The sequence below is a fragment of the Rathayibacter sp. VKM Ac-2803 genome (assembly GCF_009807175.1).
Taxonomy (GTDB): domain Bacteria; phylum Actinomycetota; class Actinomycetes; order Actinomycetales; family Microbacteriaceae; genus Rathayibacter.
The window spans coordinates 2,815,314-2,841,397 of the sequence record NZ_WUCD01000001.1; the positions used below are offsets into that span (position 1 = coordinate 2,815,314).

The following is a 26,084-nucleotide window of genomic DNA, read 5'->3' on the forward strand; positions in this document are numbered from 1 at the left end:
CGGTGCTCTCCTCCGACGACGCATCGTCGGTCGCGCGAGATCTGCCCTCGGAGCGCTCGGCCCCCCGGCCGGGCGCTCCGAAGACCAAGGAGCAGACGCTCGCGTGGCTGCGCACGATCGCGGGCGAACTCGCGACGCAGACCATCAAGCGGCTCGAGGACACGCTGCCCTGGTACGGCAGCATGCCCCCGGGGCGCCGGTCCTCGGTCGGGCTCGTCGCCCAGGCCGGCATCACGTCGTTCATCTCGTGGTTCGACGACCCGTCGGCCACGGCGTGGATCGCGGCCGACGTGTTCGGCGCCGCGCCCCGCGAGCTGCTGCGCTCCGTCTCGCTGACCCAGACGCTCCAGCTCATCAAGGTCACCGTCGAGGTGGTCGAGGACCGTGTCAAGAACGGCGGAGTCGACCTCCGCGAGGCGATCCTGCTCTACTCCCGCGAGATCGCCTTCGCCGCGGCCGACGTCTACGCCCGAGCGGCCGAGGCGCGGGGCCTGTGGGACGCGCGGCTCGAGGCCCTCGTCGTCGACTCGATCCTCACGGGCGAGGCCGACGACGAGCTCCCGAGCCGGATCGCGGCCCTCGGCTGGCACGGTCACGGCGAGGTCGCCGTACTCGTCGGCACGGCGCCCAAGATGCTCGACGTCGACCAGCTGCGCCGCACGGCCCGGCACATGGCCGCCGACGTGCTCATCGGCGTGCAGGGCAGCCGCCTCGTCCTGGTCATCGGCCGCGCCGAGCCGAGCGAGAGCGCCACGGAGGAGTCCGGCCCGCCGGTCGCCTTCCTCGAGATCGCGGAGGCCCTCGAGCCCGGCTTCGGGACGGGTCACCTCGTCCTCGGTCACGAGGTGCCCACCCTCGTCGAGGCCTCGCGGAGCGCTCGGGCCGCCCTCGCCGGCTTCGCGGTCGCCCGCTCCTGGCGCAACGCCCCTCGGCCCGTGAGCGCCGACGATCTGCTTCCCGAGCGCGCTCTCGCGGGCGATCCGCTCGCGCGCCAGAGCCTCATCACCCAGATCTACCGCCCGCTGCAGAAGCACTCGACCGAGCTGCTCACCACGCTGTGGGCCTACCTCGACAACGGCCGCTCCCTCGAGGCGACCGCGCGCGAGCTGTTCGTGCACCCGAACACCGTGCGCTACCGCCTCAAGCGCGTCGCCGAGGTGATCGGCTGGGACGCCACGGGTGCGCGCGAGGCGCTCATCCTGCAGTCGGCGCTCATCCTCGGCTCGATGAGCGATCCGGACGGCGCCGTCCGCCGCAGGCCGACCCGCAAGTAGCCCTTGTAGAACCGCCACAAGCTCTTTGTGGTTTGTCAGTACGTCAGAGCGCCGCACTCGGTGGCGCGGATCGGAAGACTGGACACTGTGATCGTCGTCGTCGCCCCGGGTCAGGGCTCCCAGACCCCCGGATTCCTCGCCCCCTGGCTGGCCGAGCCCTCGGTCGCCGAGCAGGTCGCCGCCCACTCGGAGGCGGTGGGCATCGATCTCGCGGCCCACGGCACCGAGTCGGACGCCGACACTCTCCGCGACACCGCGGTCGCCCAGCCCCTGATCGTCTCGGCCGGCCTGGTGACCCTGTCGGCTCTGCTCGACGGTGGACGCCGCGACCGCATCGCCGGGATCGCCGGCCACTCCGTCGGCGAGATCACGGCCGCCGCCGGAGCCGGAGTGCTGAGCGAGCCGGATGCCCTCGTGTTCGTCCGCGAGCGGGCCCGCGCGATGGCCGCCGCCGCAGCGACGACGCCGACCGCGATGAGCGCCGTCCTGGGTGGCGACGAGGAGGCGCTCCTCGCGCGCCTCGCCGAGCTCGGCCTCGAGCCCGCCAACTACAACGGGGGCGGCCAGATCGTCGTCGCCGGTGCGACCGACGCTCTGCTGGCCCTCAAGGACGAGCCCGTCCGCGGGACCCGGGTCGTCCCGCTGCAGGTCGCCGGAGCCTTCCACACCCGCTACATGGCGCCGGCGCGCGACGAGCTCGCCGCCGTCGCCGCGGGGATCACGCCGTCCGACCCCACCCTGCGCCTCTGGACGAACCGCGACGGCTCGGTCGTCACCTCGGGAGCGGCGTTCCTCGAGCTGCTCGTCGGACAGGTCGCCTCCCCCGTGCGCTGGGACCTCTGCATGGCGGCGTTCGCCGACGCGGGTGTCACCGGCCTGATCGAGCTCGCCCCGGCGGGAGCCCTGGTGGGCCTCGCCAAGCGCGGCCTCAAGGGCCTCCCGACCCTCGCGGTCAAGACGCCCGACGACCTCGACGCCGCCCGCGCCTTCATCGACGAGCACGCCGCCTAGCAGGAGAGACACATGACCAACCCCACCCTCACACAGTCCAGCGGCACCGAGTTCACCCGGATCCTCGGCATCGGAGCGGCCCGAGGCGACCGCGTCGTGCCGAACGACGACCTGATCGGGCCGATCAACTCCTCCGACGAGTGGATCCGCCAGCGCACCGGCATCATCGAGCGTCGCCGCGCCTCCGCCGACGTCCAGGCCGTCGACCTCGCCACAGAGGCCTCGCTCGAGGCCATCGAGAAGGCGGGCATCCGCCCCGACCAGATCGGCGTCGTCCTCGTCTCGACGATCAGCAACACGGTGCAGACGCCGTCGCTGGCCGCCCTCCTCGCCGACCGCATCGGCGCGAACCCCGCGCCCGCCTACGACATCTCGGCCGCGTGCGCCGGCTACACCTACGGGATCGCCCAGGCCGACTCCTTCATCCGCTCCGGACTCGCCGAGTACGTGCTCGTCGTCGGCGCCGAGAAGCTGTCCGACCTCGTGAACCCGGCCGATCGCAGCATCTCCTTCCTCCTCGGCGACGGAGCGGGCGCCGCGGTCGTCGGACCGAGCGACACCGCGGGCATCTCGAAGACGGTCTGGGGCTCCGACGGATCCAAGTGGGACACCGTCGGCATGGACAACCCCCTGCAGGCCTACCGCGAGGGGCGCGTCGAGTGGCCGACCCTCCGCCAGGACGGACCCTCCGTGTTCCGCTGGGCGGTCTGGGAGATGGCGAAGGTCGCGAAGCAGGCGCTGGCGGAGGCGGGCGTCGAGCCCGAGGACCTCGCCGCGTTCATCCCGCACCAGGCCAACATGCGGATCATCGACGAGTTCGCGAAGCAGCTGAAGCTCCCCGAGTCCGTCGCGATCGCCCGCGACATCGAGACGACGGGCAACACGTCCGCCGCGTCGATCCCGCTGGCCACCCACCGCCTGCTCGAGGAGCACCCCGAGCTCAGCGGCGGACTCGCCCTGCAGATCGGCTTCGGAGCCGGACTGGTCTTCGGCGCGCAGGTCGTGGTGCTCCCGTAGGGGGCGCAGGCCCACCCCTAAACTGACCTACGGTCACCTGACGACACGCTGCACCACACCCTCAAGGAGAGAACACCATGGCACTGTCCACCGAAGAAGTCCTCGCCGGCCTGGCCGAACTGGTCAATGACGAGACCGGCATCGCGACCGATTCCGTCGAGCTGGACAAGTCGTTCACCGACGACCTCGACATCGACTCGATCTCGATGATGACCATCGTCGTGAACGCCGAGGAGAAGTTCGACGTCAAGATCCCGGACGACGAGGTCAAGAACCTCAAGACGGTCGGCGACGCGGTCACCTTCATCGTCAACGCCTCCGCGTAGTCAGCGCTCCGCGCACCCCGTCCGCGCGGCGGACACCCCGGCCCGGGCGATCGCCCGGCCCGGGGTGCGCCCGGCACCCACCCGTCACGGAACAGAGAACGTCGTCATGACCAAGAAAATCGTCGTCACCGGCATCGGAGCCAGTACTCCGCTCGGAGGAACGGCCCGCGAATCGTGGACCGCACTGCTCGCGGGCGAGTCGGGTGTGCGCACCATCGAGGCCGACTGGGTGTCGGAGCTCGACATCCCCGTCACCTTCGCCGGGCAGGCCAAGGTCCGCCCCGAGGAGGTGCTCTCCCGCCCCGAGGCGAAGCGCCTCGACCCCTCCAGCCAGTTCGCGCTGATCTCGGCGCGCGAGGCCTGGGCCGACTCCGGCATCACCGACGTCGACCCGCTGCGCGTCGGCGTCGACTACTCCACCGGCATCGGCGGACTCTGGACCCTCACCGACGCGTGGGACACCCTGCGCGAGCGCGGGCCGCGACGCGTCCTCCCCATGACCATCCCGATGCTCATGCCGAACGCCGCCGCCGCCGCGATCAGCATGGCCATCCCCTCCCGCGCCTACGCCCGCACCGACGTCTCGGCCTGCGCGTCGAGCACCGAGGCGATCGCCAACGCCTACGAGCACCTCCAGCGCGGCCTCGCCGACGTCGTCATCGCCGGCGGCACCGAGTCGGTCGTGCACCCGCTGCCCATCGCGGCCTTCGCGGCCATGCAGGCCCTGTCGCGACGCAATGACGACCCCGCCGCCGCCTCGCGCCCCTACGATGTCTCCCGCGACGGCTTCGTCCTCGGCGAAGGAGCGGCCACCCTCATCCTCGAGACCGAGGAGCACGCCCTCGCCCGCGGCGCCCGCATCTACGCCGAGCTCGCCGGCGGAGCGGTGACCAGCGACTCGTACCACATCACCGCCCCCGACCCCGAGGGCTCCGCCGCCGCCCGCGCCATGATCGAGGCCCTCGAGCAGGCCGGAGCCGCCCGCACCGACGTCACCCACGTCAACGCGCACGCGACCAGCACTCCCGTCGGCGACATCGCCGAGTACCGCGCCCTCGCCCGCGTCTTCGGCGACCACCTCCCGAACATCGCCGTCTCGGCCACCAAGGCCGCCACCGGCCACCTCCTCGGCGGCACCGGCGCCCTCGAGGCGATCTTCACGGTCCTCGCCCTCCACGAGCGCACCGCCCCGCCGACGATCAACCTCACCGAGCAGGACCCGCAGATCCCCCTCGACGTCGTGACGAGCCCCAGGGCGCTGGGCGACGGGCCGCAGGTGGCCCTGTCCAATTCGTTCGGATTCGGCGGACACAATGCTGTTGCCGCGTTCCGGTCGGTGTAACGGGGCGTAGCCCCGTCACACCGACCGGAACGCGGGCGACGCCGCTCCCTGCGCGGCGTCGGCGCGTCCGCTTCCGAGGTGGTCGGGGATCGCAGGGCCGGTGCGGTGCGGCGACGTCGATCCGCTGGGACGCGAATCGACGGATACGCCTCGGGGCGCGAAGGTGGTCTGCAGGCTCACCCTCGTGAGCGCGAGCTTCGCCGCGCGTCTCCGCCGGAAGTGCTGGAGTGGGAAGCCCTTCTGCAGAGGCTTGCGTGCTGGATACGTCGTCAGCACGGCGAGCTGCACGCTGGTCACATCGCGGGCTGCGCCGCGTCACTCCCTCCGAAGTGGGCTCCGCCTCCCGCAGCGGACGACGGGGCATTCCTTCCCCGCTGATCGAGTAGCCCGCCCAGCGGGCGTGTCGAGATCCACCAGCATCAGAAGTCGAAGACAGAAGCCCGCACTGCTGACTCTGGTGGGTCTCGATACGCCGCCTCCGGCGGCTACTCGACCAGCAGACTCGCGGTCCCCCTCCTCCTCGGAAGAGACCTCCCGCGTGCGGGCCCCTCCCTCGCTGATCGAGTAGCCCGCGAAGCGGGCGTATCGAGATCCACGTCCGTCAGAAGGCCAGGATTCAACCTCGTCTGCTGACGCTGGTGGGTCTCGATACGCCCCTGCGGGGCTACTCGACCAGCATGGATGGCGGCGAGCCGGGCCGATTGAACGCTTACGTGGTCACGACCTAAAACCCGCAAGGTGGAGGCGTATCCAGCGAATCATCGTCGCCGAACGCAGGACGCTCTCTGAGTCGCGACCACCCCGCAGAGTCGACCGCGCTGCGCCGTGCGAGGAGCGGCGCAGGCACCGAGTGGGCTCAGCCCACTCGGTGCAGCCACACGACCGGCGCGAAGTCGCTGGCCGAGCGGAAGGGCTCGAGTTCGTCCTCCCAGGCCTGGCCGAGGGCGAGGCGGAGTTCGCGGTGCAGCTCGATGGGGTCGGCTCCGGCGATCTCCATGGCGGAGCGGATGCGGTCCTCCGGGATGACCGTGTTGCCGACGCTGTCGGTCTGGGCGTAGAAGATGCCGAGCGCGGGCGTGTGCATCCACCGTCCGCCGTCGGTGCCGGGGGCCGGCTCCTCCGTGACCTCGTAGCGGACGTCCTCCCAGCCCCTGAGGGCGGAGGCGATCGTCGCACCGGTTCCGACCGGGCCCTCCCACTCGAACTCGGCGCGCTGCGTGCCGCGGAGCACCGGCTGCTCGATCCACGAGAAGTTCACGGGTCGACCGAGAGCGCGACCCGCTCCCCATTCGAGATGGGGGCAGAGCGCGCGGGGGGCGGAGTGCACGAAGAGCACACCCCGAGTCTGTAGCGCCACCATGCTGTCCTCCGTCCGTCCCGGTGCGTCTTCCCCAACGACCCGGACCACGAAACGACGAGTGGTGCATTCTTCGATTAGACGGTGGACGAGCCACCACGTCAGATTATGCAACAGGGTCTCCGCGCCGACAAGACGGCTCGCCGCGCCTGCCGACCGTGAGCCCGGATCCCCTGCCTATACTCGGGATCGTCCGTCCCTCCCTCTGATCCGACAGGAGCTCCGTGTCGGTCCGCGACGGTCTGCTGGCTCTCCTCACCCTCGGGCCCGCCTACGGTCTCCAGCTGCACGCCGAGCTGCTCGATCGTGCTGCGCACCGGCGCCGCGTGAATGTGGGGCAGATCTACTCGACGCTCGATCGCCTCCGCGAGCGCGGGCTCGTGACGGGTGCCGGCTCCACGGAGGACGGGCTGCCGCTGCACGCCCTGACCGAGGACGGCCGGGCGCAGGCGATCGCCTGGCTGACCGGAGAGGGCGCCTCGCCCTCCGAGGACTGGGACGACGTGCTCGACCGCATCCTGCTGGCCTCGAGCCTCGAAGGGGCCGACCTCGACGCGGTCCTCGACGCCTACGGCAGCACCCCTCCCGACGAGGCCGATCTGCTCGACGAGCACCCTCAGCGGCGCCTCGCCGCGCGTGCGGCACTGGTGCGCGACGGCGCCCTGCGCAGCCTCCTCGAGGCCGCTCGAGAGGAGCTCTCGAAGGGCGATGCGGCCTCGGGAGTGCGCGGCTTCGCCCTCGAGCGCCCGCGTCGCGGTCGGCGGGCGGCCACCCGGGACGAGACAGGGACTGGTGCCGTCGCCTAGGCTGGATCGCATGTCTCGCTCCCCCCTCGGCGTCCGCGCGCCCTCGCGCGCGCGCCGGCGCCTCCTGGCGGCGGGTGCGGGCACCGTCCTCGTCCTCTGCACCGCCCTGGCCTCACCTCTCACCGCGTCGGCTGCCTACGACCCCTCCGACTACCCCTCGTGGTCCGACGTCGAGGCAGCGAAGTCGAGCGAGTCCGCCACCGCCGCCGAGGTCGACCGCATCACCTCCTTCCTCGCCGATCTCCGCGATCAGGCCGCTGCGCTGACCGACGCCGCCATCACCAGGGCCTCCGAGGCCGATGCCGCGCAGAGCGCGCTCGACGAGGCGACGCAGCGAGTGACCGCCCTCGAGGAGCGCGCCGACGCCGCTCGCGCCGACGCCGACGACGCCAAGGAGCAGGCGGGCCGGCTCGCGGCCCAGCTGTACCGCAACGGCGGCACCGACGCGACGCTCAACCTCCTCATCGGCGGGCAGGAGTCGGACGCTCTGCTCTACCGCCTCGGCACGATGAGCCAGCTCACCCTGCAGACCAGCCGTCTGCAGACCGAGGCGGAGTCGACCGAGAACCAGGCCGGCGCTCTCGCCACCCAGGCCGAGCAGGCCCGTACCGAGCGGGCGTCGCTCGCCTCGGCCGCCGAGGACGCGCTCGAGACCGCGCAGGCCGCCCAGGCGGACGCCGACGCCAAGGTCGCCGAGCAGGAGCAGTACAGCGCTCAGCTCTACGAGCAGCTCGCGTCGCTCAAGAACACGACCGCCGCGCTCGAGGAGGAGTACTCGACCGGTCAGCAGGCCAAGGCCGACTTCGAGGAGCAGGAGCGCCAGTCCCGGCTCGCCGCCGAGGAGGAGGCGCGCCGCCAGCAGGCAGCGAATGCTCCCGCCGCCCCCGCGCCCGTCGCGGCTCCCGCCGCCCCCTCCTCCGGAGGAGGACCCCTGCAGCTCGGCAACGACGACCCGACCGGAGCGCGGAACAGCTCGGCCCAGACCATCGCCGCTCTCAGCACCTACGCGGGTCGCACCGACGGCATGTCCCCCTCGCAGGCGCAGGCCTACGCCCGCTCCGTGATGGGCAACCACGGCTGGGGCCAGGACCAGATGGACTCCTGCCTCGTCCCGCTCTGGAACGGCGAGTCGGGATGGCGCTGGAACGCGCTGAACCGCTCCTCCGGCGCCTACGGGATCCCGCAGGCCCTGCCCGCCAGCAAGATGGCCACCTACGGTTCCGACTACCAGACCAACGCGGCGACCCAGATCGACTGGGGTCTCGCGTACATCGCGGACGTCTACGGCTCGCCGTGCACCGCCTGGTCGAAGTGGAACTCGCGCTCGCCGCACTGGTACTGATCCGCTGACCCGTCCCGCGGGTCATCCGGACGCGGGCCGCCTACTTCGCCTGATCGTACGAGTCGACCACGGCGACGGTGATCGGGAAGTCGACCTCCGAGTCGCCGAACAGAGCCCGGCCGGCGCGCACCGCCGAGTCGCGGAGGATCGCCGCGACGCGGTCGGCCGCCTCCGCCGGCGCGTGCACGATGACCTCGTCGTGCAGGAAGTACACGAGGTGCGCGTCGCCCTGGCGCAGCCGCGCCCGCAGCTCGCCCATCCAGCAGAGCGCCCACTCGGCCGCCGTGCCCTGCACGACGAAGTTGCGGGTGAACCGGCCCCACTCGCGGGCCCGCTGGCCGCTGCGCGCATCGGGAGCGTCGGAGTCGAGAGCCGCACCCGGAGGCGAGCTGCGGCCGAGCCAGGTCGACACCGGCTCCCCCCGCTCCCCCGCCCGCGCCGCCGCCTCGACGTGGGCGACCGAGCGCGGGTACGCCCGGGCGAGTCGTGGGAGCAGTCGCCCCGCCTCCCCGCTCGTCGCCCCGTACATCGCGCCGAGCATCGCGACCTTGGCCCGCGCCCGATCGGGGACGACCCCGGCGTCGACGATGCCCTGGTAGAGGTCGCGCCCGCGGCCGGCCGCCGCCATCGCGGAGTCGCCGGACATCGCCGCGAGGATGCGCGGCTCGAGCTGCGCGGCGTCGGCGACGACCAGCTTCCAGCCGGGATCGGCGACCACCGCGGCGCGGATCTGGCGCGGCAGCTGCAGCGCGCCTCCGCCGGAGGTCGCCCAGCGGCCGGTGACCACGCCGCCGACCACGTACTCGGGGCGGAACCGCCCGCCGTGCACCCAGGAGTCCAACCAGGCCCAGCCGTTCGCCGTCAGCAGGCGCGAGAGCTTCTTGTACTCGAGCAGCGGCGCGATCACCGGGTGCTCGAGCGACTGCAGCTCCCAGGAGCGGGTCGACTCGACGGCGAGCCCGCCGCGTCGGAGCGCCCGGATCAGGTCGGCCGGCGAATCGGGGTTCAGCTCGGGAGCCGCGAGCTCGGCGCGGATGCGGTTCGCCAGCGCCTCGAGCCGTTCGGGACGGCCGCCGAAGTGCGGCCTGGGCCCGAGCGCCTCGGTGAGCACCCGGTCGTGGACGTCGGCGCTCCAGGGCAGACCGGCGGCGGCGATCTCGCGCGCGATGAGGGCGCCGACCGACTCGGCCGCGAGCAGGAGGCGCAGCCGGCCGGCTCCCGTCGCCCGTGAGAGCGCCGCCTCCTGGCGGGCGAGCTCCTCGAGGGGATCGAGCTCCCCCTCCTCGCCCGATGCCTCCTCGAAGCCGAGCAGGGTGTCGCCCGCGGCGGGGACGGCGGCGCCACCGTCCCACGCGTCGCCGGGCGACCGCGCGAGCTCAGATCCGGCGGTGGCGACCGAACGGCGGAGGATCGCCCGCGACAGCCGCAGGTCGTGGCAGCGCGCGACGCTCACGCCGGCCTCGAGCAGGGCGGGGTACCAGCGTGCGGTGTCGTCCCACACCCAGCGCGGCCTCTCGGCCTCGCGAGCGCGCACGAGCGACGCGAGCTCGAGGGGACCCCGCCCCGTGGCCACCGTCTCTCCGGAGTCGGCCGAGAGCACCGTCCACTCCCCCGTGGGGCCGCCGGCGAGTGCGAGGAGCATCCGATCATTCTCCCCCGCCGAGCGCGCCCGCACCCCGGCCGCCGCGATCACCGTGCCGTCGTCGTCGACGGCGGATAGCCCGGGAAGGGCTTCTCCTGCGCGGTGAGCGGCTGCCGCTTCCAGAGCGCGTCGGCGATCGCCTCCATCGACGGCGAGTAGCCGACGAGCTCGCGCCGGCTCGGATCGGCCGACCAGGTGACCGCCCTGAACCAGGTCTCGCGGTACGGGCCCGTCTCGATCCTGCGGACGAGACCGATCCGGCCCGTGCGCATCGCGTCGACCATGACCCACTCGTCGGGCCCGCTGCTGCGCAGCATCTGGAGGGGACTCCACTCGATCATCGCGCCTCCTGCCCGGTCGATCCGCGGCCGTGGCGAGCACGGGCGCCGCGGCGTACACTCGCAGACTATCGAACAGATGTTCGAACGGCCAACCGTCACGGCGGGTCGTGCAGAGGCGAACGGAGGCCGTCGATGGCGGTGATCGACGAGACCGCGGTGGTCTCCACCGACGACGACGGCGTGCCGATCGCGCTCGAGTGGAGGGGCGGCCGGTACCGCGTCACGGACCGGCCCACGGTGTGGACCTGCACGAGCGACTGGTGGGCGCCGCTCGAGGGCTACCCGCCGACCTTCGGAGGGGCGCCGGTCAGCATCGGCGGCTGGCGCTTCCAGGCCACCGACCTCGAGACCGGAGGCGCCTTCGTCCTCGACGTCATCGCGTCGACGGATCCGTGCTGGAGCGTCGTGCGCGCCTACCAGTGAGCGGGAGGAGTGCGGTGACGATGGATGCCGGCCGCTCAGCGGACCGGGTCAGTGCATCGGACCGAGGTCGCGCAGCCGGCCGGGGCCGCCTGCCGCGCCGGGCCTACCTGTCGGACCAGGGAGCCTTCGTCATGGCGATCAGGGCGGCGACGCCGGAGACGATGCCGGCACCGGCGATGGCGGCCACGACGAGCCAGAGGACGAGTTCCATACGACGAGTCTACCGAGCCCGTCGAGCCCTCATTCCATACCCCGGCTCTGCAATAGCGTGGGAGGAATGACCGACGCCCCCACTCGCGCCAGCGTCGGACTGCGCTCCGAACGCGGTCCGATCCTCCTCGCCCTGATGATCTCGACCGCGCTGGTCGCGCTGGACGCCACCATCCTCGCGACCGCCGTGCCCTCGATCGTGGCGGACCTCGGGGGCTTCGAGCAGTTCCCCTGGCTGTTCTCGGTCTACCTGCTCGCCCAGGCCGTCTCGGTCCCGCTCTACGGCAAGCTCGCGGACGTCGTCGGGCGCAAGCCGATCATGCTCATCGGGATCGGCCTGTTCCTGCTCGGGTCGCTCCTATGCGGTCTCGCCTGGAGCATGCCCGCGCTGATCGCGTTCCGCGCTCTCCAGGGCCTCGGAGCCGGAGCGATCCAGCCGATGGGCATCACGATCGCAGGGGACATCTACACGGTCGCCGAGCGCGCCAAGACCCAGGGCTACCTGGCGAGCGTCTGGGGCATCTCCTCCGTCGTCGGCCCGACCCTCGGCGGCGTGCTCTCCGACCTCGGCGCCTGGCGCGGGATCTTCCTCGTCAACATCCCGCTCTGCCTGCTCGCGGCGTTCCTGCTCGTCCGCAACTTCCGCGAGACGACCCGCGGCGAGCGTCAGCCGATCGATCTTCCGGGTGCCGCCGTCCTCGCGATCGGCACGGCCCTGCTGATCCTCGGGCTGCTCGAGGGAGGCAGCGCCTGGCCGTGGCTATCCCCCGCCGGCATCGGCGTCTTCGTGCTCTCGGCGCTCGCGTTCGCGGCGTTCGTCGCCATCGAGCGGCGGGCGGCGGCCCCGGTCCTGCCGCTCTGGGTGCTCACGCGGCGGGTCCTGATCTCGACGAGCCTCGTGTCGGTCACCGTCGGTGCGATCACGCTCGGCGTCACGTCCTACTTCCCGACCTTCGCCCAGGGCGTCCTCGGCAGCTCGGCGCTCGGCGCGGGATTCGCGGTCGCTGCGATGACGCTGGGCTGGCCCGTCGCCGCGAGTCTCTCCGGCAGGCTCTACCTCCGGATCGGGTTCCGCACCACGGGATTCATCGGCGCGACGCTGGTGGTGATCGGAACGGGGCTGACCATCCTGCTCGGGCAGTCCTCGTCGCTGTGGGAGATCGCGGGCTTCTGCGTGATCATCGGCGCGGGGATGGGCCTCGTCGCGACTCCGACGCTCATCCGCGCGCAGGCGAGCGTCGAGTGGAACGAGCGCGGCGTCGTCTCGTCGACCAACTTCTTCGCCCGCAACATCGGCAGTGCGGTCGCGGTCGCCATCTTCGGCGCGATCGTCAACGCCGCCACCGGAGACGGCACTCCCGCTGCAGCCGATCTCGCGGCGGGCACCCGATCGGTCTGCATCGCCCTGACCGTCCTCGCGCTGGGAATGCTCGCCGCGGTATGGGCCATGCCGAAGGAGGAGCGGCCGGTCGCCTAGCCGCGCCGCGACGCCGCGAGGGCGCGCAGCCGCTCGATCCGGTTCCGGCGCACGAGGTGCGTCCAGCGCAGCACCGGCGCCCCGAGCCCGCGGTGGGTCCGCAGGGTGTGCAGTGCCCGATCCAGGCGCCGGAGCATGTCGACCGGCGCCCCGAAGGGCCGGGCCGAGATGCCGACCACCAGGTGCCGGTCGAGCACGATCCGGTGCCGCAGACCGAGGTGCACGCTGATCTCGACGTCGTCGTGGACGTACGGGTCGTGGCGGTGCATCTCGCCTGCGATCTCCTCCCACGCCGAGCGGCGGATCGCGCAGTTCGAGCCGAACAGCGGCCAGTTGGCCAGGGCCGAGCCCATCAGGGCGAAGTACGCGTCCATGTAGACCAGGCGGGCCGCGGTCCGCGCCACCGGTCCGAGCTCGACGAAGCGACCCGGGCCGGTCACCGCGCCCACCGCGGGGTCGGCGAAGTGCCCGGCGAGGCGCGCGATCCAGTCGGGTCCCGGCTGCGAGTCGGCGTCGAGCCGGGCGAGCACCGCCCCGCGGGCGACGTCGAAGCCGTGCGCCGTGCTCGCCGGGATCCCCGCGCCGTCGTGCACCACCACCCGGGCACCGGCCGCGCGAGCGACCTCGGCGCTGTCGTCGGTGCTGCCGTCGTCGACGACGACGACCTCGAAGGGGGCGAGCGTCTGCTCGCTGAGGAGGGCGAGCAGTCGCTCGAGATGCCGGGCGTCGTCCTTGACGGGGACGACGACCGAGATGCGCCGGTGGTCCATCCCCCCAGTCAACGCGATCAGGGGTCCCGCGGAGGATCCGCCACGCGGTCCGACCGGTCACGGTCGGCGGTCGAGGGCCGTAACGACGGCGATCGGGGCGGGCCGGTCCGCTTCAGGCGGTCGTCACCGTGGCGGCCGACGCGCGAACCTCCGCCCGCGGCCCCCGCCCGACGGGTACTCTCGAAGAGGTGCTCCGGCGGTCGGGGCCGGTATCGGGATGCAGGTGACGCGCGTGTGGTTCCGCCGTCGACGCAGGTTCAAGATGGAGCCGTTCGACCCCGATGACAACCCTGTGCGCGACCCCGTCTCGGTCGAGGAGGCCGCGGAGGAGGGCCTGATGCTCGCGCAGTACGCGAGCAGGATGGCCGTGAAGAACCGGATCCTGATGGACGGACTCACCGCCGACGTGCCCTTCGACGTCGGCCACTACTCGGTCGTCGCCGCGGGAGAGCTCGAGAAGCTCGCCGGCGAGTCGGAGGCGGCGGCACGGCGCGTGCGCTCGATCGCCGTCGATGTCACCTACGTCGAGGGTCGCTCCGATCACGTGCACGACTACCGGTCGGCCGACGTCGACAACCTCGACCACCGCGAGAAGCTGTCCCTCGCCGTCGCGGACGCCCTGCGCGAGCGCGCCCGGGACGAGCAGTACCTGGCGGCCCTCGTCGACGACGCCCGCCAGGACGCGTGGCGCGAGCTGGCGCAGTCGATCGAGGAGACGCTCGACCGGGCGCCGAGGATAGATGCGAACGCCGAGGACTACCGCCGCGACCGCTCCGTGCGGATGGCGCTCGTCATCGTCGACGATCTCGTGCGCCTCGCCGAGGAGCGCGGAGTCGCGCTCGAGGAGTGAGCGTCAGGCCCAGCCGGCCCTGAACGACTCCGTCGCCTCGGCCGAGCGCGCGCGGACCGCCTCGAGCAGGTCCGCCATCGACGCGCTGCGGAGGAACGTCAGGCGGTCGATCTCGGTGACCGGAGCCACTCCCGCGAGCTGCCAGGCGTGCGCCGCCGGATCCTCGGCGAGCTCGACGACGGCGCCGTAGCGCTGCTCGACGAACTCGCTCGCGACCGCGAGGGCCGTGCGGACCGCCGACTCCGTCTCCCGCAGCGTCGCATCGAGGCTCGAGTCCCACTCGAGCGGAGCCAGGGGCCGCACCTCGGCCTTGGGGTACGGATCGTCGTCGTACCAGCGGACGACCTCGAAGCGGTCCTCCCCCACCGAGTCCAGCGTCACGAACGCCTCCTCGCCGTCGATGTTCAGGATGCGCGCGACGGTGCCGACGGGGAAGCGCTGATCGCCGCCGCCGACCTCCTGCCCGCGCTCGATGAGGACCACGCCGAAGGAGGGGCTGTCATCCTCGAGGACGTCGCCGAGCATCCGCAGGTACCGCGGCTCGAACAGCCGGAGCGGGAGCGGCATGTGCGGCAGGAGCACGGAGCCGAGCGGGAACATCGGGAGATCAGGCACGTGTTCAGGCAATCACGTCCGGCTCCGGGCGGCCAGTACGGGCGTCGGGGCCACGGACGTGCTAGCGCTCACCTGCTCGAGGATCCGGAGTGCCCGAGGACGACGGCGATGAGCTCCTCGGCGTCCGCGAGGTAGCCGGCCAGCTCCCGCTCGTCGCGCGCCTCGGCGAGCTCGGCCACGGTCGGTGAGACGAACACGCCGTCGGCGGCGTCCTTGATCAGGATCCCGCCGCGCGCGAGGGCGACGGCGGTCGCGTCGTCGAGAGCCCAGGCGTTGACGCCGGCGGTCTGGACCGTGTCGTCGTCGGTCCGTCGACGGGAGCCCCGGCGGGTCGGCGTGACCGCGACGGCACGCACCGGCAGCGGCGCGACCTTCAGGTCGCCCCGGTTGACGGCGCGGGTCACCGCATCCGAGAGGGATGTCCTGGCCAGGGCGTGCAGTGTCGTCGCGAGCTCCATGCGGTCCACCGGTGATCCTCCGTCGTCCGTCGCGACCGAGCGGGACGACGCCGAGAGAGCCGGCTGCCACCTACCGCCGGGTCGTCCAGCAGTGCGAGCGAAAGCCCCGTTGCGTCCGCGACCAGAGTAGGCACGGGATGGTCGGCCCCGCGCCCCCAGTAGAGGACTCAGCGCGGCTTCGAGGACTCCCATGATCGCGCTCTCACGCTCGCACCTGCCGTTCACCGGACCGGTGCATGATCTCCCGGTGCCCACCGAAGTGAACCTCGACGAGATCGTGTCCGAAGTGTCCGCGCGCCTCCGGGGCCGCTTCCCCGACCGGCCCGAGGCCGAGGTCGAATCGGTCGTGCGCGCCGAACTCGACGCCCTGGCCGACCGCCCGATCCAGGACTACCTCTCGGTGCTGACCGAGCGCGCCGCGAAGACCCGCCTGAAGAAGTCGCGCCCCGACGCCTGAGCGGCTCGCGCCTCGACCCGCGACTCCGCACGAGTCGACGTAGTCGGCGCCGACTACGTCGACTACTGCGTGGTCGGCGTGCGCACGGACCCCGGGCCACGGACTCAGGAACGTAGGGCGTACGGGACTTGAACCCGTGACCGACGGATTATGAGTCCGCTGCTCTGACCAGCTGAGCTAACGCCCCGCGGCGACTGCGGGGCGGGATCCGTCAGGATCGGCCGGCCGGAGCGGACGCTGCGTCGGAGGCCGGATCGGCCACCGGCTCCCCACGATACAGGCTCTCGAATGTGCTGATCGTGCGGTTGATGTCGTGTGCAGCGACGATGCGGAGGGAGGCGCGCTTCATCGCCTCGAGCGCGTCCGGCTCCGCCGAGAGCACGTCGGTGAGGCGGTCGGCCAGCGCCTGCGCATCGCCCGGCGCGAAGAGGTAGCCGTTCTCGCCGTCGTGCACGAGGTGCGGGAGCGCCATCGCGTCGGCGGCGACGACGGGCAGGGCCGAGGCCATCGCCTCCATGGTCGCGATGCTCTGCAGCTCGGCGATGGAGGGCATCGCGAAGACGGTGGCGCGGGTGTACGCCTCTTTCAGCTCAGCATCCTCGACGTAGCCCGTGAAGCGGACGCGATCGGCGATGCCGAGGCTCGACGCGAGCTGCTGGAGGTTCCGCATCTGGTCGCCTCCGCCCACGATCTCGAGCTTGGCGTCGAGCGACGGGTCGAGCAGCGCGACGGCCCGGAGCAGGACGTCGATGTGCTTCTCGCCCGTGACCCGGCCGACGAACAGGATGCTGTTGCCGGGGCGGGGCGTGAAGTCGGGCGTGTAGTTGTCGGCGTCGATGCCGCAGGAGATCGCCTGGACGTCCTTGAGGCCCGTGAACTTCTCGAGGAACTGGGCGGCCTTGCGGGTCGGCGTGGTGACCGCCTCCGCACGACCGAAGGTGCGACGGGCGGCCCGCCACGCCATCTGGATGGCCTTGGCCTGAACGGCCGTGGGGAGCAGCGTGAACTCGAGCAGGTTCTCGGGCATGAAGTGGTTCGTGCCGATGATGCGGATGCCGCGATCCTCGGCGGCGATGCTGAGACCGCGGCCGACGATCATGTGCGACTGGAAGTGCACGACGTCGGGCTTCACCTCGTCGAGGATCCGCGCGCTGTTCTGCCGGATGCGGAACGGCATCGCGAACCGCAGCCAGTCGTGGGGGTACCAGCGGAGGCTGAAGAGGCGGTGGACGATCATCCGCTGCCCCTCGTGCGTCTCGACGCGGGTGCCGCTCCAGCCGTCGGCCGAGGGGGCGACGACGTGGACCTCGTGGCCGCGCTGCACGAGACCGGCCGCGAGGCGCTCGGCGAACTTGGCGGCCCCGTTGACGTTCGGCGCGAAGGTGTCGCAGCCGATCACCACGGTCAGCCGCTTCGCATCGGCGGGCGCGGGCGCCTCGGGTCGGGCTGCGTCGCGGGGGTCTGACACGGAGTGATTCCTTCGGGTGGTCGTGTCGCTCCGGCTGAGGAGAAGAGGAGCGATCGGCTTCTGGTCGATGTCGTGGCATCTCGGCGCGGGGCCCAGTGTACCGAGGGGGGTCAGCGGATCCGCGGATTGCGACGGCAGGGGGGCGCCCTGCGTCGCCGGTGCCGCTCAGCGCGCCTGCGGGTGGTGCTTGGCGAGGAGGAAGACGCCCCAGATCGCGACGACGCCCGCCAGGACGAAGAGCGGGATCGCCCACGGAGCCGCGTACTGCGCCTCTCCCAGGACGACGATGCCGATGGCGACGGCGACGAGCGGATCGATGACGGTGAGACCCGCGACGACCAGGTCGGGCGGGCCCGACGAGTACGCGTTCTGCACGAAGTAGCCGCCGAGGGCCGTGGCGGCGAGGAGCGCGACGACGCAGACGACGGTGAGGGCGTCGAACTCGCCGAACTTGATGCGGTTGAGCACCACCTTGGCGAGCGTCGCGACGAAGCCGTAGACGACTCCGGCTCCGAGGATGTAGAAGATCGCCCGGGCGCGCTTGCGGAAGACCGTGAACGCCACGATGAACACCGCGAGCACGACGGCGAGGATCACGAGGATCGTGATCAGCTGCGAGGTCTGGATCGGCTTGTCGACCGCGTTGAAGGCGGCGACGAGGACGAAGGCGCCGACGCCTCCGACGCAGAGCATGATCGCCCTGATCGACGCCCTGTTGAGGCGGACCTTGCTCACCCGCGCGTTGACGACGGCGGTGATGACCAGCGCGACGGCGCCGAGCGGCTGCACCACGATCAGCGGCGAGAAGCCGAGGCTCGTGAGCTGGAAGACGATCGCCAGGGCGAGCATCAGGGTGCCGATCACCCACGAGGGGCGCGAGAGGAGGGAGAAGAGCTGGCCGCCGCTGAGGCCGGAGGAGCCGGAGCGCTTCGAGAACCGCTCGACCTTGACCACTCCGCGATGCTGGAACTGCGCTCCGAGAGAGAGGAACACGGCGCCGACGAGGGCGATCGGGATGCCGATGAACTGCGCCGGGTCGAGCGTGAACTGCTCGGTCAGCTCGGCGAGATCGGAAGGCATGGTCTCGACCCTATCCAGATTCGATCCGGGGATCCTCCGACGCACGGGTGACCCGGGAAGACCACCGGATGACCGTGAGGACGGGGCGCGCGGAGGCCCGCGATACCCTGGTCGGCATGGCCGTCCTCCCCATTCTCATCGCCGGCGACCCCGTCCTGCACTCCCCCGCCGCCCCCGTCACCGCGTTCGACGACGCGCTGCGGACCCTCGTCGCCGACATGTTCGAGACGATGGACACGGCGCCCGGAGTCGGCCTCGCCGGCCCCCAGGTCGGGGTGCCGCTGCGGCTCTTCGTCTACGACTACGCGGCCGACGACGGCACGCCCCGCCGCGGGGTGGCGATCAATCCCGAGCTCTACGTCACGCCCACACCTCTCGGCGAGGCCGACGAGGACACCGAGGCGGAGGGGTGCCTGTCGTTCCCGGGCGAGCGGTTCCCGCTCCGGCGCTCCGAGCGGGCGATCCTGCGCGCGGTCGACCTCGACGGGAAGGCCTTCGAGATCGAGGCGGAGGGCTGGTTCGCGCGCGTGTTCCAGCACGAGTTCGACCACCTCGACGGGGTGCTCTACATCGACCGGCTCGAGCACGACTACCAGAAGCCCGTCGCGAAGATCACGCGCAAGCGCGGCTGGGGAGTCCCGGGCCGGTCGTGGCTGCCGGGCGTCGAGCACCTGGAGGACTGAGGTCCGGGGCGGGGGTGCCCGCCTGTGGATCGAGCTCGCAGCCCGCAGAGCAGGTCACAACCTTCTGCGATCGGCCCCACTCTCGCTGATCGAGTAGCCCGCGCAGCGGGCGTATCGAGATCCACGTCCGTCAGAAGACAGGGGCTGAAGCTCCAGGTGCTGACGCTGGTGGGTCTCGATACGCCCCTGCGGGGCTACTCGACCAGCAGGGGGGGCGGGGATCCGGCGGCCGTGGGTGGCGGGGTGTCGGCTCAGGCCAGGTCGACGCCGTGGACGCCGTTGTGGTGGCGGACGGCGGGGAAGGCGGCAGTGACCGAGCGGCCGACGCCGGGGGTCCGCTTCTCGGTGATGTCGCCTCCGAACAGGGCCGCGCGCTCGCGCAGCTCGGAGAGGGCGGGGCTGTCGATGCGCTCGGTGAGGGCGCGCAGATCGGCGTCGACGGCGCTCTCGTCGTGCTCGGCGCCTCCGTGTCGCTCGCGGTCGTCCTCGACATCGACGCGGAGGCCGGTCGCGGTCCAGTTCGACGTGATCCGCACCTCGGTGCCGGCGCCGCCGCTGGTCAACGCCGAGTCGAAGGCGTACTCGAGCACGCGCAGGACGGCCACCTCGGCACCGTCCTGCAGCGGGAACGGCTCACCGGTGCTGCTCTCGGCGACCACGAGCCCGCGCTCGCGGGCGTCGGAGACGAGCGGCTCGGTGCTGCCGGTGATCGGGAGCTCGCCCGCGTCGACGGCGGCGACGGTCGCGATGCGGCGCAGCTGGGCGAGGGACGCCTCCGCGGCGCGCACCGCCCTGACGGCCGAGCGGGTCGCGGCGGCCGGGTCGCGCTCGATGGTGAGGCGGACGCTCTCGGCCTCCTCGACGACGTGCGAGGCGCTGCGGACGGCGAGCTGCTCGAGCTCGCCGACGATGCGGAGCCTGGCCTCCTGCTCGCCGACGACCATCTCGAGTCGCGCGGTGCGGGCGGCCGCCTCGCGCTGCGAGTCGCGGGCGGCGCGCTCGGCGGTGGCGGAGCGGCGCCAGAGCACCACGGCCGCGACGGCGACGATCAGGGCGAGGACGAGGACGACGATCTCGAGCACGACGGCCTCCGGTTCGGGTCGGTGGGAGCGGCGCGGGGGAACGCCGGAGAGCGATGGTACCCGGGAGCGGACCCGGGTGCCCGACGCACAGGTGGGGCTTGCGGTCAGCTCGGGTCGACGCGGGTCGAGCGGGTGACCGTGAACTTGCGGTCGCGGGCGACGACCTTGGTCGGCCCGACCGAGCGGCGGAGCTCGGAGGGGTGCGCGAGGTGCGAGTTGAAGACCGTCCAGAGCTGACCGCCGGGGCGCAGAATGCGTCCGGCCGCGCGGATCATCCGGTGCGCGACGAGGTCGGTCACGGCTCCGTCGGAGTGGAAGGGCGGGTTGCAGAGCACGACGTCGACCGAGCCGACGGGGATCGTCGAGGCGTTGTCGTCGCGGAGGACGCGAACCCGCTCGGCGAGTCCGTTCGCCGCGGCGGTGGCCCGGGCCGACTCGGTCGCAGCCCTGGAGGAGTCGGTGGCGATCACGTCGAGATCGGCGCGGGAGCGGGCGAGCACGGCGGCGAGGATGCCGGTGCCGCAGCCGAGGTCGACGGCCGTGCCGGCGGGCAGGGCGGCGACGTCGACCGCGGCGAGGAGCGCACGGGTGCCGAGGTCGAGGCGTGCGCCGGAGAAGACGCCCGCGAGCGCGACCACGTCGAGACCGAACTCGTCGAGCCGGCGGCGGTCGGCGCTCGGCGCCGGCGGCTGGACCGGGCGCGCGGTGCTCGCGATCAGAGCGCGCGACTTCTGCCGCGCCAGGCTGACGTCGACCCGCTCGTAGCGGGCGTCGAGCACAGCGTTCATGCCGTGCGACATGTGCTTGATGCGGCCCGCGGCGATCAGCGCGGCACTCGGCGCCGCGAGGGCGGCGGACGCCGCGATCTCGGCCAGCGCATGGAGCGAGCGCGGGAGGCGGACGAGGATCGCGGCGGCGCCGTCGGCCGCGGCGCTCACCGAGTCGACGATCTCGAACGGCGCGAGCTCGATGCCGGCCGCGCGCACGGCGTCGGCGTTCGCGGCGAGGGCGAGCTCGGCGGTGACCGTGTCCTGGATGACGCGGACGGCCACTCCGTCTGCCGCGAGAGCGAGGGTGAGAGCGCCGTAGGCGTCGCCCACGACGCCGATCGAGCCGGTGATCCCGCGCTCGACGACGAGGTCGAGGAGGAGGCGGTCGCTCGCGTCGACCGCGACGAGGGACACGCCCTCGACGTCGGGTCGTCGGCGGAGGAGATCGAGGACGTCGTCGCGCATCGCGCCTCCGTATCGGTGCTGTGCGCCCGGCCTGGTGTGCACGCGATCAAGGCTGTGCACACGATTCCGGGCAAAGAAAAAGGGCCCGAGAGTGGAGTCCCAGGCCCTTCGCTCCCCGACTTGGACTCGAACCAAGAACCTACCGGTTAACAGCCGATTGCTCTGCCAATTGAGCTATCGAGGATCATCCGCCCACCCGGGGGTGAACAGCGCGTAGCCACTTTACCAAACTCTGCCCGCAGACCAAATCGGCGCGGAGCACCAGCTCAGTACCCGGCGTCCGTGTCGACGAGCCCGAGCAGCGGCTCCCCGGCCGCGAAGGCGGCCACGTTCGCGCGCACGCGCTCGGCGAGCAGCGGCGCCGTGATCTCCGGAGTGTCGGCCGTGTGCGGGGTGATCAGGCACCGCGGCTCGCCCCAGAGCGGATGCCCGTCGGGCAGCGGCTCGGGGTCGGTGACGTCGAGGGCGGCCCCGGCGATCCGTCCCTCGGCCAGGGCGGTGACGAGCGCGTCCGTGTCGACCAGAGTTCCCCGGGCGACGTTGACGAGGACGCAGCTCTCGGGCATCCGCTCGAGGAGCGCCGCGTCGACGAGCCTCGCCGTCGATCCGGTCGCCGCCGCGGCGAGCACGACGACATCCGCGTCGGCGACGACCTCGTTGAGGCGGTCGGCGGTGACGGTCCTCTCGGCGCCCGGCAGCGCCTCCGCGGTGCGGCGGACGACGGTGATGTGCGCGTCGAACACGCTCAACAGCCGCAGCAGCTGGGTCGCGATCCCGCCCGCGCCGACGACGACGACCCGCGCGCGGTGCAGGGTCGCGGCGCGCTTCTCGCCCCACGACCGCGCCCGGGCCCGCTCGGGCAGGGAGCGCAGCAGCGCCAGGGTCAGCGCGAGCGCGTGCTCGGCCACCGGCTCGGCATAGGCGCCCTTGGCGCTGGTCCAGCGCAGATCTGAGCCCTCCAGGACCGGGGAGAAGACGTCGACACCGGCCCACGGCAGCTGCACCCAGCGGATGCCGGGGTGCGCCGCGAGGACCGCCGCGAGCTCGTCGGTGCGTCCGTAGGACAGCCAGAGCAGCGCCTCCGGATCCTCATCCACCCCCACGACCCGGCCGCCGCCCGCCTCGATCGCCTCGGTGAAGACCGGCTTGGTGCGGGGAAGGACGGCGATCCGCGGAGTGCTCACGCCTGCTCCTCCACCGGTGCGACGCGCAGCGCGCGGCTCGCGTCGAAGCGCTCGTACTCGGCGAACGCGGAGCCGAGCTCGCGCACGTAGGGGTGTCGCGCGCCGGTGAGCACTTCGAGCAGCGGACCGTAGGCGACGACCTCGCCGCCGACCAGGACCGCGACGCGGTCGGTCGCCCGGCTCAGCACGTCGATGTCGTGCGTGACGACCACGGCCGCGAAGCCCTCGCGTCGCCGCAGATCGGCGAGCAGGTCGACGATCGACTCGCGGACGGTCGCGTCGATGCCCGAGGTCGGCTCGTCGGCGATCAGCACCTTCGGTCCGAGGACGAGGGCGCGGGCGATCGCGACCCGCTGGCGCTGGCCGCTCGAGAGCTCGTAGGGGAACCGGTCGAGCAGGAACAGCGGCAGGTGCACCGAGTCGAGCAGCGTCGCCACGCGGACGGCCGCCTCGCGCGGGTCGAAGTGGCGGTCGCGGAGGTAGATCGGCTCCGCGATCAGCTCCGAGACGGTCAGCTCGGGCCGGAGGACCGCGCCCGCGTCCTGGGCGAGATAGGCGACGTCGAAGGTGAAGCGCTTGATCCCGCGGGTGGGCAGGTGGCGGAGGCCGTGCCCGGCGATCGTGGCGTCGCCTCCGACGATCACGGGCTTGGTCCGCGCGCTGTCTCCGGTGAGCCCCTCGCCGCCGAGGACCCGCGCCAGCGTGGACTTGCCCGATCCGCTGCCGCCGAGGACGCCGAGCACCTCACCGGGCTCGACCCGGAGGCTCACCCCGCGCAGCGCGGTCCAGCGGCGGCTGATCCCCCGCGGCGGGTACTCGACGCTCAGGTCGTCGACGACGATGGGGGCCTCGGCGCTCATGCGGTGCGCTCCGCCTGCGTGATCCGGCGGAGGAGCTCGCGCCGCTCGGCCTGCTCCCCCGGATCCGGCACGGGCAGCGAGGCGAGCAGGCGCTGGGTGTAGGGGTGCTTCGGCGCCGACAGCACCTCCTCGCCCGTGCCCTCCTCGACCAGCTCACCGCGGTAGAGCACGGCGATCCGATCGGCGAGCAGATCGACGACGGCGAGGTCGTGGCTGATGAAGAGCGAGGCGAAGCCGAACTCCTTCTGCAGCTCGGCGAAGAGCTCGAGGACTCGCGCCTGCACCGAGACGTCGAGCGCCGAGGTGGGCTCGTCGGCGATCAGGAGCTTCGGCTCGAGCGCCAGGGCCCGCGCCAGGCTCGCGCGCTGACGCTGGCCGCCCGAGAGCTCGTGCGGGTAGCGGTCGCCGTAGGAGCGGGGCAGCTGCACCGCCTCGAGCAGCTCGTCGACGCGGTTCCTGGCCGCTCCCGGGTCGCGGAAGCGCCCGTGCACGATCAGCGGTTCGGCAACGCCCTCGGCGATCGTCAGCAGCGGGTTGAAGCTCGATCCCGGGTCCTGGAACACGAAGCCGATGTCGCCGCGGACCGGCCGGAAGCTGCGCTCGCGGATCCCGCGCATCTCCTTGCCGAGCACGCGGAGCGAGCCGCCGGTGACGGTGGTCAGGCCGGCGATCGCGCGGCCGATGGTCGTCTTGCCCGAGCCGCTCTCGCCGACGAGGCCGAGCACCTCCCCCGCGCGGATGCGGAAGGAGACGCCGTCGACCGCGACGAAGCCGGCGCGGCCCAGCCGGCCGGGGTACTGGATCCGCAGGCCGTCGGCCTCGACGAGGGTCTCGGCCTCCGGCGCCTCGGCGCGCTCCCTGGCGCGGACCTTGGCGCGCTCGACGCCCTGGCCCACGTGCGGGACCGCGGCGAGGAGCTTCCTGGTGTACTCGGCCTTCGGCGCGGCGAAGAGCTCGGCGACCGGCGCCTGCTCGACGAGCTCGCCCTGGTACATCACGGCGACGCGGTCGGCGAGGTCGGCCACGACCCCCATGTTGTGCGTGATCAGCACGATGGAGGTGCCGAAGTCGTCGCGGCAGCGGCGGAGCAGGTCGAGGATCTCGGCCTGCACGGTGACGTCGAGCGCGGTCGTCGGCTCGTCGGCGACGATGAGGCCCGGATCCAGCACCAGCGCCATCGCGATCACGACGCGCTGCTTCTGCCCGCCCGAGAACTGGTGCGGGTAGTAGTCGACCCGCTTCTCCGGTTCGGGGATGCCGACCGTCCGGAGCACGTCGATCGCCCGGGCCCGCGCCTCCTTCTTCGACACGCTGCCGTGGGCGCGGAGGCCCTCGGCGATCTGCCAGCCGACGGTGAAGACGGGGTTGAGTGCGGTGGACGGCTCCTGGAACACCATCGCCACGTCGGTGCCGCGGATCTCGCGCAGGCGCGACTTCGGGACCGAGACGACGTCGGTCGACGAGCTCCCGTCCTTCTTCGAGAGCAGCACGACTCCCGAGGCGGTGGCCGTCTCGGGCAGGAGGCCGAGGATCGTCTTGGCGGTCACGGTCTTGCCGCTGCCCGACTCCCCCACGATCGCGAGCACCTCGCCGCGCTCGACCCGGAGGCTCACTCCGGCGACCGCGCGAACGGCGCCCCGGTCGCTGGCGAAGGCCACCTCGAGGTCGGTGATGTCGACGATCGGCCGCTCCGCGTCAACAGGTCTGCGCTCGCTCATCGGGTCTGCTCCGTTCCGGCGCTGGGATCGTGTCCCGGCGTCTCCAGGCCGTCGGCGACGAGCACGCCGCCCGGGACGACCGAGGTCGCGGCGATGTCGCCGGCTCCGGCGGCCACTGCGCGCCGACCGCGCAGGCGCGGGTCGGCCAGATCGTTGAGGCTCTCGCCGACGAGCGTGATGCCGACCACGACGAGGACGATGGCGAGCCCCGGGAACACCGAGGTCCACCAGATGCCGCTCGTGACGTCGGACAGCGCCTTGTTGAGGTCGTAGCCCCACTCGGCCGCCGAGGTCGGCTCGATGCCGAAGCCGAGGAAGCCGAGGCCCGCCAGCGTCAGGATCGCCTCGGAGGAGTTGAGGGTGAAGATCAGCGGGAGGGTGCGGGTGGCGTTGCGCAGCACGTGGCGGAACATGATCCGCGGGGTGGAGGCTCCGATCACCTTCGCCGACTCGACGAACGCGTCGCCCTTGATGCGCACGGTCTCGGCGCGGATCACCCGGAAGTACTGCGGGATGTAGACCACGGTGATCGAGATCGCCGCGGCGAAGATGCCCGCCCACAGGTTCGACTGGCCGCCGGAGATCACGATCGACATCACGATCGCGAGCAGCAGCGTCGGGAACGCGTAGATCGCGTCGCAGACCACGACGAGGACGCGGTCGAGCCAGCCGCCGAGGTAGCCCGAGACGAGCCCGAGGAAGACGCCCGCGAAGATCGACAGCACGACGGCGACGACGATGACGAGGAACGCGGTCTGCGCTCCCCACAGCACGCGCGACAGTACGTCGTACCCGCCGACGGTGGTGCCGAGGAGGTGCTCGGCGCTCGGCGGCTGCTGGGCGCCGAACGCACCGTCGTCGGAGCGCAGCTGCGAGTAGCCGTACGGCGCGAGCAGCGGAGCGAAGAGCGCGACGAGGAGGAACGCCCCGGTGATCACGAGACCGGCGACGAGCATCCCGCGCTGGAGCCCGACGCTCTGCCGGAGCTGGTGGACGACCGGGAGGCGGTCGACGAGGCGGCGGCGCGGGCGCGCCGGAGCAGTGGTGCCGGTCATG

General features: G+C 72.3%; 26 protein-coding genes and 2 tRNA genes. 12 read left to right on the forward strand and 16 right to left on the reverse strand.

The features are described from left to right. Positions 1-41: 41 nt before the first annotated feature. The 5 genes from GRS96_RS13205 (at position 42) to GRS96_RS13225 (ending at position 4,970) form a co-directional block, all read left to right on the forward strand. Positions 42-1,274 carry a PucR family transcriptional regulator gene (locus GRS96_RS13205; protein WP_159859529.1) on the forward strand — a complete coding sequence of 411 codons (1,233 nt, stop codon included), beginning with the start codon at positions 42-44 and terminating at the stop codon, positions 1,272-1,274. Positions 1,275-1,361: 87 nt separating this feature from the next. Next, on the forward strand, positions 1,362-2,285 hold the full coding sequence (locus GRS96_RS13210; protein WP_159988689.1) for an ACP S-malonyltransferase: 924 nt from the start codon (positions 1,362-1,364) through the stop codon (positions 2,283-2,285). 12 nt (positions 2,286-2,297) lie between these two features. Further along, entirely contained in the window at positions 2,298-3,302 is a 1,005-nt protein-coding gene (locus GRS96_RS13215) for a beta-ketoacyl-ACP synthase III (RefSeq protein WP_159859493.1), read from the forward strand. 77 nt (positions 3,303-3,379) lie between these two features. Further along, on the forward strand, positions 3,380-3,628 hold the full coding sequence (locus GRS96_RS13220; RefSeq protein ID WP_159859490.1) for an acyl carrier protein: 249 nt from the start codon (positions 3,380-3,382) through the stop codon (positions 3,626-3,628). Between the two features lie 106 nt (positions 3,629-3,734). After that, a complete protein-coding gene (locus GRS96_RS13225) occupies positions 3,735-4,970 on the forward strand; it encodes a beta-ketoacyl-[acyl-carrier-protein] synthase family protein (RefSeq protein WP_159859487.1) in 1,236 nt (411 codons plus the stop codon). Positions 4,971-5,826: 856 nt separating this feature from the next. Here the strand turns inward: GRS96_RS13225 and GRS96_RS13230 are convergent. Continuing rightward, entirely contained in the window at positions 5,827-6,330 is a 504-nt protein-coding gene (locus GRS96_RS13230; protein ID WP_159859484.1) for a DUF3145 domain-containing protein, read from the reverse strand. Positions 6,331-6,551: 221 nt separating this feature from the next. Here GRS96_RS13230 and GRS96_RS13235 point away from each other — a divergent pair, with 221 nt between their 5' ends. Both GRS96_RS13235 and GRS96_RS13240 read left to right on the forward strand, forming a co-directional pair. Beyond that, positions 6,552-7,133, forward strand: a complete 582-nt coding sequence (locus tag GRS96_RS13235) for a PadR family transcriptional regulator (protein WP_159859481.1) — start codon at positions 6,552-6,554, stop codon at positions 7,131-7,133. Between the two features lie 10 nt (positions 7,134-7,143). Then, a complete protein-coding gene (locus GRS96_RS13240; protein ID WP_159859478.1) occupies positions 7,144-8,475 on the forward strand; it encodes a coiled-coil domain-containing protein in 1,332 nt (443 codons plus the stop codon). Between the two features lie 40 nt (positions 8,476-8,515). On the opposite strand, the gene GRS96_RS13245 is transcribed toward GRS96_RS13240, so the two are convergent. Both GRS96_RS13245 and GRS96_RS13250 read right to left on the reverse strand, forming a co-directional pair. Further along, the gene (locus GRS96_RS13245; protein ID WP_159859475.1) at positions 8,516-10,117 is read right to left on the reverse strand and encodes a bifunctional 3'-5' exonuclease/DNA polymerase; all 1,602 of its coding nucleotides are present in this window, start codon (positions 10,115-10,117) and stop codon (positions 8,516-8,518) included. Positions 10,118-10,164: 47 nt separating this feature from the next. Continuing rightward, the gene (locus GRS96_RS13250; protein ID WP_159859472.1) at positions 10,165-10,458 is read right to left on the reverse strand and encodes a hypothetical protein; all 294 of its coding nucleotides are present in this window, start codon (positions 10,456-10,458) and stop codon (positions 10,165-10,167) included. A gap of 132 nt (positions 10,459-10,590) precedes the next feature. Between GRS96_RS13250 and GRS96_RS13255 the strand changes: the two genes are divergently transcribed. Further along, positions 10,591-10,881 (forward strand): hypothetical protein, encoded by a 291-nt coding sequence (locus GRS96_RS13255; protein WP_159859469.1) that lies wholly within the window; start codon positions 10,591-10,593, stop codon positions 10,879-10,881. 277 nt (positions 10,882-11,158) lie between these two features. Continuing rightward, complete coding sequence (locus GRS96_RS13260; protein WP_159988690.1) at positions 11,159-12,568, forward strand: MDR family MFS transporter; 1,410 nt, start codon at positions 11,159-11,161, stop codon at positions 12,566-12,568. Here the strand turns inward: GRS96_RS13260 and GRS96_RS13265 are convergent. Beyond that, positions 12,565-13,338 (reverse strand): glycosyltransferase, encoded by a 774-nt coding sequence (locus tag GRS96_RS13265; RefSeq protein ID WP_159988691.1) that lies wholly within the window; start codon positions 13,336-13,338, stop codon positions 12,565-12,567. The two genes, GRS96_RS13260 and GRS96_RS13265, sit on opposite strands and share 4 nt — an antisense overlap. A gap of 217 nt (positions 13,339-13,555) precedes the next feature. Here GRS96_RS13265 and GRS96_RS13270 point away from each other — a divergent pair, with 217 nt between their 5' ends. Then, a complete protein-coding gene (locus tag GRS96_RS13270) occupies positions 13,556-14,188 on the forward strand; it encodes a hypothetical protein (RefSeq protein ID WP_159859460.1) in 633 nt (210 codons plus the stop codon). 3 nt (positions 14,189-14,191) lie between these two features. Here the strand turns inward: GRS96_RS13270 and GRS96_RS13275 are convergent, their stop codons facing one another. Further along, positions 14,192-14,803 (reverse strand): LON peptidase substrate-binding domain-containing protein, encoded by a 612-nt coding sequence (locus GRS96_RS13275; protein WP_159859458.1) that lies wholly within the window; start codon positions 14,801-14,803, stop codon positions 14,192-14,194. A gap of 68 nt (positions 14,804-14,871) precedes the next feature. Then, entirely contained in the window at positions 14,872-15,270 is a 399-nt protein-coding gene (locus GRS96_RS13280) for a hypothetical protein (protein WP_159859455.1), read from the reverse strand. A gap of 181 nt (positions 15,271-15,451) precedes the next feature. Here GRS96_RS13280 and GRS96_RS13285 point away from each other — a divergent pair, with 181 nt between their 5' ends. Further along, positions 15,452-15,718 carry a three-helix bundle dimerization domain-containing protein gene (locus GRS96_RS13285; RefSeq protein ID WP_159988692.1) on the forward strand — a complete coding sequence of 89 codons (267 nt, stop codon included), beginning with the start codon at positions 15,452-15,454 and terminating at the stop codon, positions 15,716-15,718. Between the two features lie 113 nt (positions 15,719-15,831). Here GRS96_RS13285 and GRS96_RS13290 read toward each other — a convergent pair. The 3 genes from GRS96_RS13290 to GRS96_RS13300 form a co-directional block, all read right to left on the reverse strand. Further along, positions 15,832-15,905: transfer RNA gene (locus tag GRS96_RS13290), tRNA-Ile, on the reverse strand. A gap of 24 nt (positions 15,906-15,929) precedes the next feature. Then, complete coding sequence (locus GRS96_RS13295) at positions 15,930-17,186, reverse strand: glycosyltransferase (RefSeq protein ID WP_235022115.1); 1,257 nt, start codon at positions 17,184-17,186, stop codon at positions 15,930-15,932. Between the two features lie 165 nt (positions 17,187-17,351). Continuing rightward, complete coding sequence (locus GRS96_RS13300) at positions 17,352-18,266, reverse strand: DMT family transporter (protein WP_159859449.1); 915 nt, start codon at positions 18,264-18,266, stop codon at positions 17,352-17,354. Between the two features lie 116 nt (positions 18,267-18,382). On the opposite strand from GRS96_RS13300, the gene def reads away from it, so the two are divergent. Further along, positions 18,383-18,949: a peptide deformylase gene (def, locus tag GRS96_RS13305; RefSeq protein ID WP_159859446.1), complete on the forward strand. Its 567-nt coding sequence runs from the start codon at positions 18,383-18,385 to the stop codon at positions 18,947-18,949. 251 nt (positions 18,950-19,200) lie between these two features. Here def and GRS96_RS13310 read toward each other — a convergent pair whose 3' ends face one another. The 7 genes from GRS96_RS13310 to GRS96_RS13340 all read right to left on the reverse strand — a co-directional run bounded on the left by GRS96_RS13310 (position 19,201) and on the right by GRS96_RS13340 (position 26,083). Continuing rightward, positions 19,201-20,031: a hypothetical protein gene (locus GRS96_RS13310; protein WP_159859443.1), complete on the reverse strand. Its 831-nt coding sequence runs from the start codon at positions 20,029-20,031 to the stop codon at positions 19,201-19,203. A 104-nt stretch (positions 20,032-20,135) separates the two neighbouring features. Beyond that, positions 20,136-21,266 (reverse strand): class I SAM-dependent methyltransferase, encoded by a 1,131-nt coding sequence (locus GRS96_RS13315; protein WP_159988693.1) that lies wholly within the window; start codon positions 21,264-21,266, stop codon positions 20,136-20,138. A gap of 111 nt (positions 21,267-21,377) precedes the next feature. Then, positions 21,378-21,450: transfer RNA gene (locus tag GRS96_RS13320), tRNA-Asn, on the reverse strand. Between the two features lie 82 nt (positions 21,451-21,532). Continuing rightward, positions 21,533-22,450 carry a D-isomer specific 2-hydroxyacid dehydrogenase family protein gene (locus tag GRS96_RS13325; protein WP_159988694.1) on the reverse strand — a complete coding sequence of 306 codons (918 nt, stop codon included), beginning with the start codon at positions 22,448-22,450 and terminating at the stop codon, positions 21,533-21,535. Beyond that, positions 22,447-23,310, reverse strand: a complete 864-nt coding sequence (locus GRS96_RS13330) for an ABC transporter ATP-binding protein (protein ID WP_159859434.1) — start codon at positions 23,308-23,310, stop codon at positions 22,447-22,449. The genes GRS96_RS13325 and GRS96_RS13330 overlap by 4 nt, the downstream gene beginning before the upstream one ends. Then, the gene (locus tag GRS96_RS13335) at positions 23,307-25,028 is read right to left on the reverse strand and encodes an ABC transporter ATP-binding protein (protein WP_159859431.1); all 1,722 of its coding nucleotides are present in this window, start codon (positions 25,026-25,028) and stop codon (positions 23,307-23,309) included. Before GRS96_RS13335 ends, GRS96_RS13330 begins: the two co-directional genes overlap by 4 nt. Beyond that, the gene (locus GRS96_RS13340) at positions 25,025-26,083 is read right to left on the reverse strand and encodes an ABC transporter permease (protein WP_159859428.1); all 1,059 of its coding nucleotides are present in this window, start codon (positions 26,081-26,083) and stop codon (positions 25,025-25,027) included. Before GRS96_RS13340 ends, GRS96_RS13335 begins: the two co-directional genes overlap by 4 nt. Position 26,084 lies beyond the last annotated feature (1 nt).

Excerpts from the sequence above, each read along its gene's own strand:
- GRS96_RS13215 (WP_159859493.1), top strand. The coding sequence starts at position 2,298 with ATGACCAACCCCACCCTCACACAGTCCAGCGGCACCGAGTTCACCCGG.
- GRS96_RS13220 (WP_159859490.1), top strand. The coding sequence starts at position 3,380 with ATGGCACTGTCCACCGAAGAAGTCCTCGCCGGCCTGGCCGAACTGGTC.
- GRS96_RS13225 (WP_159859487.1), top strand. The coding sequence starts at position 3,735 with ATGACCAAGAAAATCGTCGTCACCGGCATCGGAGCCAGTACTCCGCTC.
- GRS96_RS13230 (WP_159859484.1), bottom strand. The coding sequence starts at position 6,330 with ATGGTGGCGCTACAGACTCGGGGTGTGCTCTTCGTGCACTCCGCCCCC.
- GRS96_RS13240 (WP_159859478.1), top strand. The coding sequence starts at position 7,144 with ATGTCTCGCTCCCCCCTCGGCGTCCGCGCGCCCTCGCGCGCGCGCCGG.
- GRS96_RS13245 (WP_159859475.1), bottom strand. The coding sequence starts at position 10,117 with ATGCTCCTCGCACTCGCCGGCGGCCCCACGGGGGAGTGGACGGTGCTC.
- GRS96_RS13250 (WP_159859472.1), bottom strand. The coding sequence starts at position 10,458 with ATGATCGAGTGGAGTCCCCTCCAGATGCTGCGCAGCAGCGGGCCCGAC.
- GRS96_RS13255 (WP_159859469.1), top strand. The coding sequence starts at position 10,591 with ATGGCGGTGATCGACGAGACCGCGGTGGTCTCCACCGACGACGACGGC.
- GRS96_RS13260 (WP_159988690.1), top strand. The coding sequence starts at position 11,159 with ATGACCGACGCCCCCACTCGCGCCAGCGTCGGACTGCGCTCCGAACGC.
- GRS96_RS13265 (WP_159988691.1), bottom strand. The coding sequence starts at position 13,338 with ATGGACCACCGGCGCATCTCGGTCGTCGTCCCCGTCAAGGACGACGCC.
- GRS96_RS13270 (WP_159859460.1), top strand. The coding sequence starts at position 13,556 with ATGCAGGTGACGCGCGTGTGGTTCCGCCGTCGACGCAGGTTCAAGATG.
- GRS96_RS13285 (WP_159988692.1), top strand. The coding sequence starts at position 15,452 with ATGATCGCGCTCTCACGCTCGCACCTGCCGTTCACCGGACCGGTGCAT.
- GRS96_RS13300 (WP_159859449.1), bottom strand. The coding sequence starts at position 18,266 with ATGCCTTCCGATCTCGCCGAGCTGACCGAGCAGTTCACGCTCGACCCG.
- def (WP_159859446.1), top strand. The coding sequence starts at position 18,383 with ATGGCCGTCCTCCCCATTCTCATCGCCGGCGACCCCGTCCTGCACTCC.
- GRS96_RS13315 (WP_159988693.1), bottom strand. The coding sequence starts at position 21,266 with ATGCGCGACGACGTCCTCGATCTCCTCCGCCGACGACCCGACGTCGAG.
- GRS96_RS13330 (WP_159859434.1), bottom strand. The coding sequence starts at position 23,310 with ATGAGCGCCGAGGCCCCCATCGTCGTCGACGACCTGAGCGTCGAGTAC.
- GRS96_RS13335 (WP_159859431.1), bottom strand. The coding sequence starts at position 25,028 with ATGAGCGAGCGCAGACCTGTTGACGCGGAGCGGCCGATCGTCGACATC.
- GRS96_RS13340 (WP_159859428.1), bottom strand. The coding sequence starts at position 26,083 with ATGACCGGCACCACTGCTCCGGCGCGCCCGCGCCGCCGCCTCGTCGAC.